This is a genomic window from Enterococcus sp. 3C7_DIV0644 (assembly GCF_002141235.1).
Taxonomy (GTDB): Bacteria; Bacillota; Bacilli; order Lactobacillales; family Enterococcaceae; genus Enterococcus_D; species Enterococcus_D entomosocium.
The window spans coordinates 1,625,645-1,643,057 of the sequence record NZ_NGLK01000001.1 but is presented as its reverse complement, the minus strand read 5'-3'; the positions used below and the strand labels follow the sequence as shown (position 1 = coordinate 1,643,057).

Sequence of the window (17,413 nt, the reverse complement as noted above, 5' to 3'; positions counted from 1 at the left end):
TGAATTGAATAGTATTCTTCGGGGCAGGGTGTAATTCCCGACCGACGGTGACAAGTACAATGCTTGAAGTCCGTGACCCGCATAGCTATGCGGTGGAGCCAGTGTGAATCTGGCACCGACAGTGAAAGTCTGGATGGGAGAAGAAAAACCACAAAATTTCAAGGGGCGCAGTGCGTCTAAAATTGATTTTTTGCCGGTCTTGTTTGTCTATGCCTCGTGAGATTCTCACGAGGCATTTTTTTATTGAAAGGAGGAAGGAAGATGCATAACGAATACATGCGTTTGGCGATCGCAGAAGCCAAAAAAGGGCGTTACCAAACCTTTACCAATCCGCTAGTGGGCGCTGTGATCGTCAAAGAGCAACGGGTCATTGCCAAAGGGGCTCACTTAGTCTATGGGCAGCCCCATGCGGAACGAAACGCCATCGAACAATGCCATTCCTCCGAAGACCTAATCAATTCGACTTTATACGTGACGTTAGAACCTTGCAACCATCAAGGAAAACAGCCGCCTTGCACCCAGCTGATCATCGACAGCGGCATCAAAAAAGTAGTCGTCGGCCAGTTAGACCCTAACCCGATCGTGGCTGGACAAGGCAAGCGCTTTTTAGAAAATCAGGGCATCGAAGTGTTGGTGGGTATCGAAGAAACAGAAGTGCGCCGTTTGAATCCACACTATAATTTTTACCATCAGCATCAGCTACCTTACGTGGCATTGAAGCAAGCGATCACTTTAGATGGTCGGATCGCTCATGATGCGCAGACCCGCAATGCGATCACTGGTTCAGCGGTTTGGCAAAACGTTCATCAAGAACGTGGGGACTACCAAGGGATCTTAGTGGGCAGTCAGACGGTGTTGACGGATGATCCCACCTTATTGACCACGATTGAAACCAGCTTTCCGCCGATTCGCATCGTGGTAGACCGTCGGGGACGAACGCTGTCGCAACCCCAATTGGCACTGTTTGCCGACGATTCGGCACCTGTGTGGATTTTTACGCAGCAGGCAGCTGTCAGTGATTTGCCAGCGCATGTCTCAGTGATCCAGCTGGAAGAGTTGACGATCGCTGCATTGTTGAAGGAGCTTGCCACACGACAGGTCCAATCGCTTTACGTGGAGGGAGGCGCTGCGATCCATGATGCCTTTTTAGCCAGCGGACTGTGGCAAGAAAGCATTACCTATGTGGCGCCAAAGTTTCTTGGGGGCAATAGTCTCGCAAGTTTTACTAGTGAACGTACCCCGAAACAGCTGCAGCAGCTAACAGAGGTGACGGTGACAGCAGTTGGGGAAGATGTTTGCATCCGAGGAAGGAGACAAGAGGAATGTTCACAGGATTGATTCAGGAAAAAGGCCGCATCAAAGAGATCCGCAAGCAAAGCCGCACGATCCAGCTAACCTGCAGTGCGTCGGAAGGCTTGCTGGCGGATTACCAGATCGGAGACAGCATGGCGATCAACGGGACGTGTTTGACGGCGATCGCCAAACAAGCGATGACGTTTACGGTGGATATCATGCCGGAAACCTTTCAACGAACGACCTTTAAACAACTCTCGGTGGGTGCCGAAGTCAATTTGGAGCGAGCGATGGCAGCGACGCAGCGTTTTGAAGGCCACTTTGTCGCAGGCCACATTGATGTAACGACCCGTTTGATCCAGAAAAAGCAGTTGGAAAATGCCTTGATCTTGACGTTTGCTTATCCTGTCAGTGTGCAAGGGGAAATCATTCCGCAAGGGTCGATTGCGATCAATGGCGTCAGTTTGACGGTTACCCAGACGACGGCACAGGCATTTTCCGTTAGCTTGATCCCCCATTCCAAAGACCAGACGACGCTGGGGCAGTTGAAACAAGGGGAGTGGGTCAATATCGAGACGGATATGATCGGGAAATATGTCAAATACCAACGAAAATGAAAGAAGGCAGACGATGCATAAAGTAGAACAAGCAGTGGAATGGTTAAAAAAGGGCGGCTTAGTGATTGTCGCCGATGATGAAAATCGGGAATCAGAAGGAGATTTGATTGGGATCGCTGAATACGCAACGCCAGAATCTGTCAATTTTATGGCGACTTATGGCCGCGGCTTGATCTGTGCACCCATCTCACAAGCGATCGCTGAAAAGCTGGCATTGCCTGAGATGACCGCCAATAATACGGATGCCTTTGGCACCGCGTTTACCATCAGTGTCGATCACGTGACGACGAGTACAGGAATTTCTGCGAAAGACCGGGCAGTGACGATTGAAAAGTTGGCTGATCCTGCGTCACAGGCTGCGGATTTTTATCGCCCTGGCCATATCTTCCCATTGACCGCTCAACCTGGCGGCGTGTTGGAACGCAGAGGACATACAGAAGCGGCTGTGGATTTAGCAAAGCTTGCTGGCAGCGTGGAAGCAGCCTACATTTGTGAGATTTTAAATGAAGATGGCACAATGGCTCGGGTCCCAGAATTGAAAAAATTAGCAGAAAAATGGCAGCTGCCGTTTTTGACCATTGATGAGTTGGCGGAATATCTACGAGGAACTGCACCTATCACGGTGGATCTGCCAACGGCTTATGGGGCGTTCCAATTGACCTTATTTGAAGATGAATTCGGCAATGAACACCTTTTACTAGCCAAAGGCGAGATTCAACATACTACCGAGCCGCTGTTACTACGGATCCATTCAGAGTGTTTAACAGGCGACGTCTTCGGCTCTCATCGCTGTGATTGCGGCGAACAGCTGCAAGAAGCGATGCGGCAGATCGAAGCAAAAGGCCGCGGTGCGATTTTGTATCTACGCCAAGAAGGCCGCGGTATTGGCTTGCGGAACAAGCTTCGTGCCTATCAGCTGCAGGAACAAGGCATGGATACTTATGAAGCAAATATTGCATTAGGGTTTGCAGCAGATGCCCGTCATTACACGTTTGCCGCTGATGTTTTACGTTCCTTAGAAGTGCAGGAGATTCAATTGATGACCAACAACCCTGACAAAGTGAAGGAATTAGAAAGCTTAGGGATTAAGGTAGCAGAACGGGTACCGCTGGAGATGCCTGCGCATAAAGAAAACAGCAGCTATTTGAAAACGAAGAAAGAAAAGTTTCACCATTACCTATCTATTTAATCAACCAAAGGAGAATGAGCGATGACAGTATTTGAAGGAACGTTTCAGGGAGAGGCAGTCAAAGTAGGGATCGTGGTCTCACGATTCAACGAGTTTATCACTTCCAAGTTAGTGGAAGGCGCCAAAGACAATTTGTTGCGTCATGGAGTCAAAGCAGAAAACATCGATGTGTATTGGGTTCCAGGTGCTTATGAGATTCCGTATATTACCAAAAAAATCGTTGACCACAAGCAATACGATGGGATCGTGACATTAGGTGCCTTGATTCGCGGAGCAACGACCCACTATGAATTGATCTCAAATGAAGTGGCGAAAGGCGTAGCCCAAATTGGTCTGAATGCCGACATTCCGATCATGTTTGGTGTGTTGACGACTGAAACGATCGAACAAGCCATTGAACGGGCGGGAACCAAAGCTGGCAACAAAGGCAGCGAAGCCGCTCAAGGTCTTTTGGAGATGATTTCGTTGAATCAACAAATCCTTGGCAACGCATAGGTTTCACGTTCGAACAAAGGGAAGCTAGCAAGAACAAGCCTGCCTGAGCATAGGCATCAGACTGGAGACAGACTTCGTACAAAATGAAGTCTGTCTTTTTTTCATCATTAAAAAAACACTGGATTATTATGCCAAAGGATTCGCTTCTTCACGGGTACCGTGTTTTCGATAGGTCAATGAAGAGGAAAACGCCCAATCAATCAAGAACATTAGAATAACTCTTATTTAAGGAAATTTTCAGAAAATTATTTACATTTCACAAAAGGTTCCTTATAATGACTCTATTCATTGAGAGTGATTCTCATTTGCAAATAGATGTCAAAGCAGCACATGGCTTTGGCGCTTTTCATGAGAAGAACTTTTATAAGCGAAAAAACGCACAGATGCTTCTTTTATGATGGCGGCGAGCAACACTCAGGTTGTTTTTGCTGTGAAATCAGAGGAGTTCGTGCTGAATAAAGGAGAATCACATGTCGGTAGGGTTGATTAAATCAAATCGTTGGATGGTGTCGACAATCATTTGCTGTGTTTTAGTTGTCGCCATTCTCTTATCTGCAGGAGTTGCTTTGGCAAACGGCCAAGCCAATATCACCCTTGGCGAAGTTTACCAAATTCTCTTCTATAAAATCAGCCACGGGTTGGTTGGTGATCTTTCAGGCATTTCAGACGCAAACATCAATATCGTCTGGTTTGTTCGGGCACCGCGGGTCTTGCTTTCTATTTTTGTGGGGATGGGGTTAGCGATCAGCGGGGCAGTGATGCAGGCAGTGGTCCAAAATCCGCTGGCAGATCCATATATCCTAGGGATCTCTTCCGGCGCATCCTTAGGGGCGACCTTTGCCATCTTAGTCGGTTTTGGCGGCTCGGCGCTAATCTTGCAGCTGGGCTTATCGTTTGGCGCCTTTGCAGGAGCGGGGATTGCGACTATTTTGGTGCTGCTGCTTGCCAGTATCGGTGGGAAAATGACTTCCACAAAACTTGTGCTGTCGGGGACGATCGTCAGTGCCTTATGCAGCTCTGTTTCAAACTTGATCATCTATCTGGCTAGCAATGCAGAAGGGATGAAGACCGTAGCGTTTTGGTCGATGGGCAGCCTAGCCTCGGCTTCTTGGAATAAATTGGGCTTTATCGTGGTTCTGGTTTCTTTGATCACGCTGTTCTTCCTGACGCAATACCGTGTTTTGAATACGCTTTTGCTGGGGGATGAAGTTGCTTCCACCTTAGGGGTCAAGCTGACCTTCTATCGGCGTTTTTACATGCTGCTAGCAGCGCTATTAACTAGTATCATCGTTGCGAATTCTGGGATGATCGGCTTTGTCGGCTTGATCATTCCTCATATCGTACGTGGAGTCAGCGGCTCGGATCATCGCCTGTTGATGCCTTTGACCGCTTTGACAGGCGCGTTGTTTTTGATTTGGGCGGATGTGATCGCCCGCTCGACCCTGCAAGGAGTCGAACTGCCGATCGGGATCATTACAGCGCTGATTGGCGCACCGATCTTTATCTATATCATTGTCAAACGACAATACAACTTTGGGGGGTGACGAGATGAAATTGGCAGTTGAAAAGCTCAATCTGACGATCGGGGATCAGCAGATTCTAAAAGACATCTCCGTCCAAACCGCACAAGGGCAATTTGTCGGTTTGATTGGGTCTAATGGCAGTGGGAAGTCCACGTTGTTAAAAGCCATCTACAAAACGTTGAAACCTGACAGCGGCGAAATTTATTTGGGTGAGATGAATATTTTGAAAAGTTCCGAAAAAAAAGTCGCCCAGCAAGTCAGCGTCGTCAGTCAGTTCAATGAGTTGAGCTTTGATTTAACAGTAGAACAGATGGTGCTTTTAGGCCGCACGCCCCACAAGGGGTTGTTGGAACAAGACACCAAAGCCGATCATGAGCTGGTCACCGAAGCCTTAGCCAAAACAGGGTTAAGTGCCTACAGAAAACGCAGCTACCTCTCATTATCAGGAGGCGAAAAACAGCGGGTCGTCCTTGCTCGTGCCATCACCCAAGAACCGAAATTTATGATTCTCGATGAGCCGACCAATCATTTGGATATCCGTTACCAGCTGGAAATCTTAGAGACCGTCAAGCATCTGAAGATTGGCTTGTTGGCGGCGCTGCATAATTTGGAACAAGCAGCCAACTATTGCGACATCATCTATGCCTTAAAAGATGGTCGGGTCGTAGGGTATGGCGAACCAGAAACGCTGCTGACAGAAGAACTGATCGAAGAAATCTATGGCGTGAAATGCAGTATTTACCATCATCCGATCACAGGCGGATTAGGGTTTCATTATTATTTTGAAAAGGAGCAAACAGATGAATAAATGGGGAAAAATGATTGGGGTAGGATTGGCAGTCTTTACATTAAGCGCTTGCGGCAATACGAAGGATGAAGGAACTTCGGCTTCTTCCTCACAGGCAGAAAGTACGTATCCCTTAACCATCAGCAACTACACCAAAGCAGAAGGCGGCACGCAATGGACCGCCAAGGATCAAACCTTTAATGAGGCACCAAAAAAAGTCGTTGCCAACACACGACCAGCAGCGGAATTGCTGCTGCATCTCGGCCTCAAGGATCAGATTGCGGGTGTCGGTGCAACCTTTGGTGCCGCTGATGAGGAAGTTGCTGCCGATTACGCAGAACTCAACGACCTGGGCAGCGACTATATCAGTAAAGAAACAGCCTTAAGTGTGGATCCAGATTTGATTTTTGGCCGCGGGGGACTTTTCGATAACCAAGATTGGGGCGTCGGAACCGTTGATTCCTTGAATGAGATGGGCATTCCGACTTATGTCCAAGAAACCTCTGTCACTGGGGCGACGTTTGATTCTGTTTATCAAGACATTGAAAACCTTGGTAAGCTCTTCAATGTCCCTGAGGCAGCCGCTGCTTTTGAAAAAGAATTAAAGGATCGTCAGAGTGCCTTGGAAGAAAAAGTAGCAGACAAAGAAGAGCAAACCTTTGCCCATCTCTTTATGTCTGATCCTAGTGTTGTCAGTGTCTATGCCGCTCAGGACGAGTCTTTTTTCAATAGCAACTTTGATATGATCAAACTGAACAATGTGTTTCAAGACTATTCAGGGGAAGTCAGTGTCGAAACTTTGATCGAAACGGATCCCGATGTCTTGATCGTCGGCGACTGGTCAACGATCGAAGGCAGTGTTTCCGGTCAAGAAATCATTGAAGGCTTATACAAAAACGACAAACTCTCTAGCATGAAAGCCATCAAAAACAAACAAGTCTACAGCATGGACTACAATTATCTCTTTGGCTACGGCTACCAAGCCTTGACTGGTTTGGAAGAACTGGTAGAGCAAATGGCACAATAAACACCTCCTATTCCCATAAAAAGGAGAACCAACTTTTTATATAATAGAAGAAAATCAACGTTTCACTGGCCGATTGACCACAGAAACGTTGGTTTTTTGTATTTGGGAAAAGCAACCTTTGCCGCTGCCCGTTACGCAACAAGTAGCCCGTTAGCTGTTTTTTTCTGTCTCTTGGTTCATTTGATAGCGAGACAAAAGCTTTTCTTTGTGTTTTTGCATGATTGTTTCCAGAGAAATATCGTATTTATCGGCGAGAATAAATAAGTTATCCAGTACATCGCCCAATTCTTCCGTCAGATTTGCCAGTTTTTCTTCCGGCAAGCCTTCTTGCTCATCGGGACGGTCACGGCCAATCTCCAATGTCCGAATGGCACGGCTCACTTCCCCGACTTCTTCTGCTAAAAAATTCGCCCGAATAAACGGATCATATTGATACCAGTTGCGGGCTTTGTAGAAGTCACTGATAAATCGTTGATATTCCTCAATGTTCATAATTTTTTTTCCATCCTTTCCCAGAACCTTTATCAGAATCATGATATACTATTTCAAAATGATTGAGAAGGATGATGGAGAGTTTTATGAAAATTGCAGTCTATTGTGGTGCCAGTGTCGGTAATGAACCTAGTTTTGCAACAGCCGCCCAAGAATTGGGGCAGTGGATCGCTTCACGGCAAAATACGCTGGTCTATGGCGGCGGAAAAGCGGGCTTGATGGGCGTGCTGGCAGATGCTGTCTTAGAAAATGGCGGTCAGGTGATCGGGGTGATCCCAACCTTTTTAAAAGATCGGGAACTAGCACATCCTGGATTGACCGAACTCCATGTCGTCGAGACGATGTCAGAAAGAAAACGAAAAATGTTCGAATTGTCGCAGGCGTTTGTCGCACTGCCAGGTGGTCCCGGGACGCTGGAAGAAATCACGGAGATGATCTCGTGGTCAAGAATCGGTCAAAACCCGAATCCTTGTGCTTTTTATGATGTGAACAACTTTTACCGCGCAACGAGAGCCTTGTATGACAACATGGTGGAAAATGAGTTCTTGACGCAGGCCGATCGCGAAAAAATCGGCTTTGCGCAAACAACCCAGGAGCTGGAAGTCTTTATTCAAGCTTACGAACCACCAGTTATTCGGCAGTATTAAGCGTCTGTTGCAAAAGAGCAAGGCGAAGCACCGGCGGGTGTCGTCTTGCTCTTTTGCTTCTTTGACGCATTCTTAGTATAATGGGGTTTGTTTTGCAAGTAGGGTCATAAAATAAGATCCTTGGACAAAGAAATGGAGCGTAAATCATGACAACAAATTTTTGGGCTGAATTGCCGAAGCCTTTTTTTATTCTAGCACCAATGGAAGATGTCACCGATGTCGTTTTTCGGCATGTCGTTCAAGCTGCCGGCGCACCAGATGTTTTCTTTACGGAATTTACCAACTCCGATAGTTACTGTCATCCAGAAGGACGCGACAGTGTGCGGGGACGTTTAGTCTTCACCGAAGATGAGCAACCGATGGTAGCCCACATTTGGGGAGACAAGCCAGAGTATTTCCGTGAAATGAGTATCGGATTAGCCGAGATGGGCTTTAAAGGGATTGACTTAAATATGGGCTGTCCAGTGCCAAACGTTGCCGGACGAGGCAAAGGCAGCGGCTTAATCTTGCGACCAGAAGTTGCTGCTGAGCTGATCCAAGCAGCCAAAGCTGGCGGCTTGCCGGTCAGCGTCAAGACGCGTTTGGGCTATACCGAACTAGGGGAAATGGAAGCCTGGTTGACCCATGTCCTGCAACAAGATATCGCTAACCTTTCGATCCATTTACGAACCCGCAAAGAAATGAGCAAGGTCGATGCCCATTGGGAATTGATTCCTGAAGTGGTGGCCTTGCGGGACCGAATCGCCCCACAAACGAAGCTGACGATCAACGGCGATATCCCTGATCGTACCAAAGGTTTAGAGCTAGCAGAAAAATATGGCGTAGACGGAATCATGATCGGTCGGGGTATTTTCAAGAATCCCTATGCCTTTGAAAAAGAACCGAAAGAGCATACCTCAGAAGAGCTATTAGGCTTGCTACAGCTGCAATTAGACTTGCAGGATCATTACGCCAAAATGGTGCCACGCTCGATCGCAGGATTGCATCGTTTCTTTAAAATCTATGTCAAAGGCTTCCCAGGAGCCAGTGATTTGCGAGCAAAATTGATGAATACCAAATCAACGGATGAAGTTCGGCAACTGCTGGCAGAGTTTGCGGAGAAAAAGAACCACGAGGAAAGTATTGAAGCGTAAGTTTCAATGCTTTTTTCGTTTTTGGTTGCTGCATCCGCTCTCAATGTCAATCCTTTCTTGACAATAGATAGGTACCTATGTAAAATGGAGAGCGGACTTTTAACTAGGTACCTATCTAAATAGTGAAGAGGCGAAAGGAGCTGAAGGTCGATGGTTTCCGAACAAGAAATCGTGGAACGATTGTTTGAAGTGTATAAATTAAATCGGCGGTATGCGGAACAAAAATATGGGCGTTTTATGCCAGGTCGGGGACAGTTCAATTGCCTACTGGTATTGGACGAAAAAGGGACGTTGACCCAAAAAGATCTCGCCGCGTATTTAGCGATTCGCTCGACATCCACTGGCGAACTACTAAAAAAACTGGCTGAAAAAGGGCTGATCCAAAAAGAAGTCGATCCGAAAGATAAACGCATCCATCTGATTTCGCTGACGGAAGCAGGCAAGGAAGAGGCACAGCGAATGAAAGAAAAACGTAGCAAGGCGCACCAAGAAATGCTGACCTATTTGACGGCAGAAGAAAAACAAGCCTTTGGTCAAGCCTTAGCAAAAATCGAACAGTTTTATCTTGAGAAGGAGGCGGACGTTGATTGAGTGAAACAGTCCAACGAACGGAACGTCAGCGGACGCTGATTTTTATTAATTTAATGATTACATGTATTGCCGTATCCATGTTGGCGACCGCATTGACGACGGCTTTACCCGCCATCGTCAATGACTTGCAGATTTCCGTCACTACGGGCCAATGGCTGACTAGCGGGTATTCTTTGGCAATGGCGATCGTTATGCCCTTGACGGCATATCTTATGAATCGTGTGCCAACCAAAAAGCTCTATCTCGCTGCATTAGGAATCGCTCTGGTGGGTTTGCTGCTTTGTGCCACAGCGCCCAATTTTCTAGTCATGATGCTTGCTCGTATTTTGCAGGCCGTAGGCAATGGAATCTTGACCGCGATGGCACAAGTGATCCTCTTATCGATTTATCCGATCAATCGCATCGGTGTCGTGATGGGCTGGTATGGACTCTCAATCACCGCGGCACCTGTGATCGCACCGACGATCGCTGGGCTGATCGTGGACCGCTTGAACTGGCATGCGATTTTTTATATCGTTGCCGTGATTGTTTTGATCTCATTGATTTGGGCCATAAAGGTTTTTGATGATGTGTTGCCAGTAAGCAACAGCAAATTTGATCAGACCTCTTTTGTTTTGAGTGCCTTCGCCTTTGGTGGGATCACTTTAGGCTTTGGAAACATCGGCAGCTATGGCTTTTTCAGCTTGCCGGTTTTAGGAACCTTAGCGATCGGTTTAATAGCAGGGATCTTTTTTGTCTTCCGTCAGTTAAGAGCAGAAACCCCATTTTTGGATCTGCGGGTCTTAAAAACAAAAGAGTATGCCATAAGTGTCTTTGGCAGTATCATGCTTTACTTGGTCTTGATGGGTTCGGCGATGCTGATGCCGCTTTATGTGCAGTCGATTTTAGGCAAATCAGCGACGATCTCAGGATTAGTCGTTTTGCCAGGTTCCCTAGTCTCGGCTTTTTTAAGTCCGGTGGCTGGACGAATCTATGACAAAGTCGGCATCCGTCTGTTGACGATTTTCGGCGGCGGCTCACTGGTCTTGAGCAACATCGGCATGTATTTCATCCATATACACACGGGTATTTGGGTAGCAGTGGTCTTGAACATGTTGCGCTGTGCCGCCACAGGCTGTTTGTTGATGCCCTTCGTGACGTGGGGAAATAAAAATATTCCGCCGCAGTTGACGGCGCATGGAACAGCATTATTGACTTCTTTGCGGACGGTGTCAGGCGCTATCGGGACAGCATTATTTGTCGGGATCATGAATAGTGTGGCGCAAAACAGCACGACCTTAACGGGGACGAGTGCACTGCTTCACGGGATGAATGTTTCTTTCTTATTGATGACGATCGCTTCTGGTCTGCTGTTTGCAACGGGGCTATTTTTGATTCGTGATCAGAAACCAGAAGCCGTGTGGCTGGAAGGTGCGGAGGAACCGCTGGAATAAAGAGGGGCACCTTTCTTTGAAGGGTGCTTTTCTTGATTTATTTCATGAAACTCTATGAAAAACCAAAAAATTCGATATAATAAGATAACTTATGGTTTAGGAGGAGTATTTTTTTTCAGGAAAGACTTGTTTTCATGGAAAAAAATCAGGGAGAAAATGAAGAATAAAGGCGTTTATTTTGGGTTGTCTGCCTATGTCTTGTGGGGCTTGGTCACACTATATTGGAAAATAATCGTTGGGGTTTCGCCATTAGCAACGATGTGCTACCGAATCGTGTGGTCCTTTGTTTTTATGGTGCTGTTTATTTTGCTTTCCGGGAAGAAAAAGCAATTTTTACAAGAAGCGCGTCTGCTGTGGAAGAACAAAGTGTTTGCTGGACTGATCGTTTTAGCTTCTGTGCTGATCTCCATCAACTGGTTCACCTTTATCTTTGCGGTGAGTGCGGGCCATGTGATGCAAGCCAGCTTAGGCTATTATATCAATCCGCTAGTCAATGTCTTGTTAGCAACCGTTTTTTTGAAAGAACGTCTTAGTCGTACTGGCATGCTGGCGTGTCTGCTGGCAAGTATCGGGGTGATCTTATTATCGATCCAAACAGGAACGATTCCTTATGCCTCACTGATCATGGCCTTTTCCTTTAGTACGTATGGCTTGATCAAAAAAAGGATCCCCATTAGTTCGGTTACTGGGTTAACGATCGAAACGATGGTGATTTTCCCCTTTGCGCTCGTGTATATTTTAGGATTTTCAACCGTCGGCTTTATGAATTATCCCTTGCAAACCAATCTCTTATTGATGGGTGCCGGGATCGTGACGGCTATTCCGCTGTTGCTGTTTGCGGAAGCCGCGAAAAATGTTTCTTACATTACGCTTGGGTTTATTCAATACGTCAACCCGACGATCATGCTTTTGTTGGCCATCTTTTTGTTTCACGAAACCTATTCACTGGCCCAATTTTCCGCCTTTGCGTTTATTTGGCTAGGGATCGCGGTCTTCACCTATGGTACGTTAGGCACGGCTATGAAAGAGCGGCGCATGGGACAGCAAAGAAAGCAACTCTGATACATCAGGAATGGCTGCAGCTGAGCCGTTCCTTTTTTTATTAAAAAACAACTCAATTTAGATAGTGAAGGATGTTGCAAGGAGAATTGTTCAATGGTATAACAAAGGAAAAGCACGTTGCAGAAATTCTGATTGAAAAGGGTTGCATCTGCCACAGGGGTGTGTTATTATTCTTTCAGTTACAAGGATTGTTACTGTTCGGCAGGCAAAACCAGAATTGACCGTAGCGCGCTAATGGGGAGATTCTAGGTTTTTTTATTTTGGAGTGAGGGAAAACGATGGTTATTGGGAAAATATTAAATAATAATGTCGTCATCTCGACCAATGATGCCGGTCAGGAAGTGATCTATATGGGTCGTGGCATTGCGTTTAAGAAGAAGGTCGGCGATCCAGTGGATGAAGCCTTTGTCGAAAAAGAATTTGTGTTAAAGGATACGTTTACCGCAAATCAGTTTCAGCAATTGTTTTCAGACATTCCTGTGGAAGAAGTCGAAGCCGTCAAGCAAGTGGTGGATGATGCAGAAGCGTCATTGGGGATCGAGCTGTCGCCAAATATTTATTTGACACTGACCGATCATATCCATTATGCGCTAGTTCGGGCACGTGAAGGCATTGAGCTGCCGAATCCATTGTTGTTTGAGACCCGCAAATTTTATCCGAAAGAGTATGCGGTTGCAGCAGATGCCGTTGCTTATTTTGAAAAAGTCTTCGGGATTTCATTGCCGGAATCGGAAATTGGCTTTATCGCCTTTCATATCGTCAATAGCGAACAAGCAAATGGTACGATGGAAACCACGATGCAAGCGGTAGAGATCGTTCGTGACGTATTGGCGATCATCAGTCGTTTTTATGGACGAGTCTTTAACCCAGATTCCTTGAACTATCAACGGATCACCACGCATTTACAGTATTTTGCGCAACGCTATTTAAGCGATGAACTTTCGGGGGAAAAAGATGAATTTTTATTTGCCCTTGTGCAATCGAAGTACCCTAAAGCGTTTCAAACGGTTCAACGGATCAACGAATATTTGATCAAAACCTACGACAAATCGATCGGTGAATCAGAAATGATCTACTTAACGATCCATATCGAACGTGTCGTCAATGATCAAACCAATTAACATTCAATCATTAACGGATTGTTACTGTCAGGCAGGCAATACCCAGATTGAAAAGACAACAGTCAGCGAGGAAAAGACTCGTTGGACGGTCGTTTTTTCAATCTGGGTTTTTTTATTAAAAAAGGAGTGTTGAAAAAATGAGTTCAAATAAAGAAATTGCAGTTCGCGTCCTCGATGCGGTGGGCGGCAAAGAAAATGTCAATAGCGTGGTGCATTGTGCGACCCGCTTGCGTTTCAAATTAAAAGATGAGAACAAAGCGGATACGGCACGCTTGAATCAAGACGACGACGTGATCCAAGTCGTTCAAAGCGGCGGACAATACCAAGTGGTGATCGGCAGTCATGTCAGCGACGTTTACCGTGAATTGAATGGAGTAGCGAACTTCGATGGTGAAGCAGACAGCAAAGGCGACAAAGGCAACCTGTTGAATCAACTGGTGGATATTATTTCGTCGATCTTCACGCCGTTTTTAGGCGCAATGGCAGGTGCCGGGGTCTTAAAAGGATTCTTGACGCTGGCAGTCACCTTGAATTGGTTAGCAGCTGATTCTGGGGTCTACACCGTATTGTATGCGATTGCCGATGGGTTGTTTACCTATTTACCAGTGATGTTGGCTTTTACTGCAGCGAAAAAGTTTCGCACCAATGAATTTCTAGCGGTTTCCTTAGCGATGGCGTTGGTTCATCCAGACATTACCGCTTTGGCTGGACAAACCTTGAGTTTCTTAGGCCTACCGGTCATTATTGGTGCTAGTGCTTATACGTCTTCAGTCATTCCGATTATTTTAGCGGTCTTTTTACAAAGCTATGTGGAGCGTTTCTTTAAAAAAGTCATTCCTAGCTTCTTACAGATCATCTGTGTACCTTTAGCGGTCTTCTTGATCATGGCGCCATTGACCTTTATTGTCGTCGGTCCACTAGGAACGATTTTAGGAAACTTGTTAGGTAGTGCTTACGACAGCATTTACCACTTCAGCCCACTGATCGCTGGTGCTGTTATGGGTGGTTTATGGCAAGTCTTTGTGATGTTTGGCATGCACTGGGGCTTTGTGCCGATCATCATGTTGAATCTCAGTCAAACCGGTGTCGATACCATGGTACCAATGCTGTTGCCAGCTGTCCTTTCTCAAGGTGGTGCAGCGCTAGCAGTGTTCTTTATGACAAAAAATGTGAAATTGAAAGGCTTGGCCCTTTCTTCAACGATCACCTCAATTTTTGGGATCACAGAACCGACGGTGTATGGGGTAACCTTGCCATTGAAAAAACCATTTATCGCCGCGTGTATCAGTGGTGCCATCGGGGGAGCCTTCATCGGCTTCAGCCAAGTCGAAAACTATACCTTTGGGTTAGTCAGCTTACTAAGTCTTCCTTCCTTTATCCCACAAGATACGAAAGATCTAAGTGGTCTGATCGCAGCTTCAATCGGAACGGCTATCGCTTTTGGGGCAGCGTTTGTCTTGACCTTCTTCTTACGTTTTGAAGATCAGCCAGCAACCGATGCCAGTGCAACATCAGCGAAAGAGCCAGCAGTACCCACAGATAGTTCGTCTAAAGAACGAGTGATCCTTAGTAGTCCGTTAGAAGGCAAAGTGGTTCCCTTAGCAGAAGTCAAAGACCAAGTCTTTTCTTCTGGTGCATTAGGAAAAGGCATCGCCATCGAACCGACCGTCGGGGCTTTATATGCGCCGGCAGATGGCACCATCACGACGCTCTTTCCTACCGGCCATGCTGTTGGTTTGACCACCACGGATGGAGCAGAAGTCTTGATGCATATTGGTATGGATACCGTGGAGCTAGATGGCAAAGGCTTTGAGGTCTTTGTTAAACAAGACGATCAAGTCAAACGCGGTGATTTGTTGGTGAAGTTTGATCTAGATACGATCAAAGCTGCCGGCTTATCCACGATTACACCAATCGTTGTGACGAATACTCCGCAATATTTAGATGTGATGGATATGAATCAAACCGATGTCTTGCAAGGAGAAGACTTCTTAGCCATCGTAAAATAAGCAAAAGAAACCCGATCCTCGACTGAATATCAGCAAGGATCGGGTTTTTTGTAAGAAAATAAGGCGCAGTTGCCGGTCTCGCTTGCCTTCTTCGGTGGAGAATGCTTGTCACAGCGCTAGTTAAGGGCAAGACCAACAGCAGGAACGCGTACTCAGGGAAAATCCGAACATTCTTATGGGCTGCTCCTTATACATGGCTTAAATTTTCGGCAAGCGACTCTAAAGCGGGGAAATCGAGAATTGCATAGCCCTGTTTTTGTTTTTCGATCAGCTTGTCTTCACGAAAGCTGGTAAAGGTTCGCAGCAGGTGGCGATAGCTGACATTCAAGATTGCGGCACAGGTGGTCAACTGAAAGGAAAAGTGTTGGTTTTCTTGATGCGCAAGAATAAATTTGGCCAACCGTGTCTCTACAGGTTCCGTCAATGAATTCGCTAAGTTGATCCCCGAATTCAAGCGGGAACTGAGCAACTGACAGATAGTTTGCAAAAAGCGGACGTCTTGTTGCAAGGTGCTGCGGTAGCGATTCAAAGGGATGCAGACGCAGACGCAAGCAGAAGCGGCTTTGACACTGCTTTTCGGCAAGAGTTCCCATAAAGAGGAAGCTTCCCCTAAAGGTGCAGCCGGCTTGGCGTAATCAATACAAATCGTTTGGGTATCCGAAGAGAAGGAATAGACCATCACGGTTCCTTCCACGAGAAAATACAAGTATTCAGAAGGCGTGCCCGTTCGAATCAGGTGCTCTTCTTTTTCAAAGGAATGCAAAGTGGCCATCGCTAACAAATCATTGTCCATATAAGATTGCAGATCGTATGTGTCAATGTAATTCCTGAGGCGTGCGGTATCATCGATTTTTTTCATGGGAATCAGCCACTCCTGAATGGTTTTCTTTAAGTATAGCTTAGTTCCCCTTTTGACTCAACACGAACGATAAATAAAAACTAATGTAAATTGTATGTAAAAATAAGGTAAAATAGGACATGTGTCACTTCATTTTGAAGGGATACTTGGTATGATTTGAATGTAAGAAAGCTTCAAACCATTAGGAGGAGAAAAAATGCCATTGAAACGAATTGTTAAAGGAATGTTAGGAATTGCGTTAGTTGCAGCATTGACCGGCTGTGGGAATGGGAGCAGCAGCAGCGACAGCAGTGCCGCAGCCGAAAAAGAAAAGCTGGTGGTACAATTCGTACCGACCAATAATGACGGCTCGATGCAAGCCAAAGCAAAACCGTTTGCTGAGTATTTATCAAAAAAATTAGACCGTGAAGTAGAAGTAACGTTAGCAACGGATTATTCGACGATCGTAGAAGCGATGGCTTCTGGCCAAGTTGATTTAGGGATCATGCCGCCAGCCGCTTATGTTCAAGCCAAAGACATGGATGCAGCAGAAGCGATTTTGACTTCTCAATTAGGTGCCTATGATCCAGAGACCGGCTTGCCATTAGAAGGGGAAAAAACCAATACCTTCAAAGGGGAGATCTTGGTACGTGCGGATAGCGATATGACAGAATTGACGGACTTAAAAGGGAAAAAAATCGCTACATTGAGTCCGAACTCTGCCAGCGGCTATATTTACCCAGTTGCCGAGTTGAAAGATGCAGGAGTTGATCCAACGACGGATGCTACATTAACGACGGTGAACGATATTCCAAGTGAGATCACTGCAGTCTTGAATGGTCAGATGGATGCCGCCTTTGTGTTTCAAGGGGCACGGAATGTCTTTGCTTCAAGCTTCCCAGATAACGATTTATTCGAAGATCTAAAAGTTCTTTACTTAACCGAAGGGGACATCCCGAATGACGCCATTGCCGTTCAACCGACGATGGATGCTGAACTAAAAGAGCAGATCAAAGAAGTGTTCTTGAATATGGCAGACGATGAAGAAGGCGCCGAAGCAATGAGCTTGTGGGGACACCAAGGGTATGAAGAAGCAGCTGATTCTGCTTACGATACCATTCGCGACTATACTAAACGAGCAGCAGAGTAAAAAATC

The 17,413-nt window shown here is 46.2% G+C and carries 17 protein-coding genes and 1 riboswitch; of the genes, 15 read left to right on the top strand and 2 right to left on the bottom strand.

What is annotated here, in order from left to right; genetic code table 11:
• Window positions 1-10: 10 nt before the first annotated feature.
• A riboswitch (FMN riboswitch) is annotated at window positions 11-149 on the top strand.
• A gap of 112 nt (window positions 150-261) precedes the next feature.
• The 7 genes from ribD to A5877_RS07735 all read left to right on the top strand — a co-directional run bounded on the left by ribD (window position 262) and on the right by A5877_RS07735 (window position 6,931).
• A complete protein-coding gene (gene ribD / locus A5877_RS07765; protein ID WP_086316647.1) occupies window positions 262-1,338 on the top strand; it encodes a bifunctional diaminohydroxyphosphoribosylaminopyrimidine deaminase/5-amino-6-(5-phosphoribosylamino)uracil reductase RibD in 1,077 nt (358 codons plus the stop codon).
• A complete protein-coding gene (locus tag A5877_RS07760; protein ID WP_005233260.1) occupies window positions 1,323-1,910 on the top strand; it encodes a riboflavin synthase in 588 nt (195 codons plus the stop codon). Before ribD ends, A5877_RS07760 begins: the two co-directional genes overlap by 16 nt.
• Window positions 1,911-1,923: 13 nt before the next feature.
• Window positions 1,924-3,099: a 3,4-dihydroxy-2-butanone-4-phosphate synthase gene (gene ribB / locus A5877_RS07755; RefSeq protein WP_176273438.1), complete on the top strand. Its 1,176-nt coding sequence runs from the start codon at window positions 1,924-1,926 to the stop codon at window positions 3,097-3,099.
• Window positions 3,100-3,120: 21 nt separating this feature from the next.
• A complete protein-coding gene (ribE, locus tag A5877_RS07750; RefSeq protein ID WP_005230622.1) occupies window positions 3,121-3,594 on the top strand; it encodes a 6,7-dimethyl-8-ribityllumazine synthase in 474 nt (157 codons plus the stop codon).
• Between the two features lie 470 nt (window positions 3,595-4,064).
• Window positions 4,065-5,138 (top strand): iron ABC transporter permease, encoded by a 1,074-nt coding sequence (locus tag A5877_RS07745; protein WP_086316645.1) that lies wholly within the window; start codon window positions 4,065-4,067, stop codon window positions 5,136-5,138.
• A 4-nt stretch (window positions 5,139-5,142) separates the two neighbouring features.
• Window positions 5,143-5,925 carry an ABC transporter ATP-binding protein gene (locus A5877_RS07740; protein ID WP_086298790.1) on the top strand — a complete coding sequence of 261 codons (783 nt, stop codon included), beginning with the start codon at window positions 5,143-5,145 and terminating at the stop codon, window positions 5,923-5,925.
• Window positions 5,918-6,931: an ABC transporter substrate-binding protein gene (locus tag A5877_RS07735; RefSeq protein WP_005233274.1), complete on the top strand. Its 1,014-nt coding sequence runs from the start codon at window positions 5,918-5,920 to the stop codon at window positions 6,929-6,931. Before A5877_RS07740 ends, A5877_RS07735 begins: the two co-directional genes overlap by 8 nt.
• A gap of 150 nt (window positions 6,932-7,081) precedes the next feature.
• Here the strand turns inward: A5877_RS07735 and A5877_RS07730 are convergent, their stop codons facing one another.
• Window positions 7,082-7,423, bottom strand: coding sequence for a MazG nucleotide pyrophosphohydrolase domain-containing protein (locus A5877_RS07730; RefSeq protein ID WP_034872892.1), 342 nt, complete (start codon window positions 7,421-7,423; stop codon window positions 7,082-7,084).
• Between the two features lie 86 nt (window positions 7,424-7,509).
• Between A5877_RS07730 and A5877_RS07725 the strand changes: the two genes are divergently transcribed.
• The 7 genes from A5877_RS07725 to A5877_RS07695 all read left to right on the top strand — a co-directional run bounded on the left by A5877_RS07725 (window position 7,510) and on the right by A5877_RS07695 (window position 15,419).
• Window positions 7,510-8,070: a TIGR00730 family Rossman fold protein gene (locus tag A5877_RS07725; protein ID WP_008380221.1), complete on the top strand. Its 561-nt coding sequence runs from the start codon at window positions 7,510-7,512 to the stop codon at window positions 8,068-8,070.
• 146 nt (window positions 8,071-8,216) lie between these two features.
• The gene (locus A5877_RS07720; RefSeq protein ID WP_005230648.1) at window positions 8,217-9,203 is read left to right on the top strand and encodes a tRNA-dihydrouridine synthase; all 987 of its coding nucleotides are present in this window, start codon (window positions 8,217-8,219) and stop codon (window positions 9,201-9,203) included.
• A gap of 150 nt (window positions 9,204-9,353) precedes the next feature.
• Window positions 9,354-9,794 (top strand): MarR family winged helix-turn-helix transcriptional regulator, encoded by a 441-nt coding sequence (locus tag A5877_RS07715; protein ID WP_086316644.1) that lies wholly within the window; start codon window positions 9,354-9,356, stop codon window positions 9,792-9,794.
• Window positions 9,791-11,227, top strand: a complete 1,437-nt coding sequence (locus tag A5877_RS07710; RefSeq protein WP_042890890.1) for an MDR family MFS transporter — start codon at window positions 9,791-9,793, stop codon at window positions 11,225-11,227. The genes A5877_RS07715 and A5877_RS07710 overlap by 4 nt, the downstream gene beginning before the upstream one ends.
• A 156-nt stretch (window positions 11,228-11,383) precedes the next feature.
• Window positions 11,384-12,289, top strand: a complete 906-nt coding sequence (gene rarD / locus A5877_RS07705) for an EamA family transporter RarD (RefSeq protein WP_008380213.1) — start codon at window positions 11,384-11,386, stop codon at window positions 12,287-12,289.
• A 278-nt stretch (window positions 12,290-12,567) separates the two neighbouring features.
• Window positions 12,568-13,410 (top strand): BglG family transcription antiterminator LicT, encoded by an 843-nt coding sequence (gene licT, locus A5877_RS07700; RefSeq protein ID WP_005233287.1) that lies wholly within the window; start codon window positions 12,568-12,570, stop codon window positions 13,408-13,410.
• Between the two features lie 137 nt (window positions 13,411-13,547).
• Window positions 13,548-15,419: a beta-glucoside-specific PTS transporter subunit IIABC gene (locus A5877_RS07695; RefSeq protein ID WP_016620311.1), complete on the top strand. Its 1,872-nt coding sequence runs from the start codon at window positions 13,548-13,550 to the stop codon at window positions 15,417-15,419.
• 187 nt (window positions 15,420-15,606) lie between these two features.
• Here A5877_RS07695 and A5877_RS07690 read toward each other — a convergent pair whose 3' ends face one another.
• Window positions 15,607-16,278, bottom strand: a complete 672-nt coding sequence (locus A5877_RS07690; RefSeq protein WP_008380210.1) for a cyclic nucleotide-binding domain-containing protein — start codon at window positions 16,276-16,278, stop codon at window positions 15,607-15,609.
• Between the two features lie 196 nt (window positions 16,279-16,474).
• Here A5877_RS07690 and A5877_RS07685 point away from each other — a divergent pair, with 196 nt between their 5' ends.
• Entirely contained in the window at window positions 16,475-17,407 is a 933-nt protein-coding gene (locus tag A5877_RS07685) for a phosphate/phosphite/phosphonate ABC transporter substrate-binding protein (protein WP_008380209.1), read from the top strand.
• Window positions 17,408-17,413: the final 6 nt, after the last annotated feature.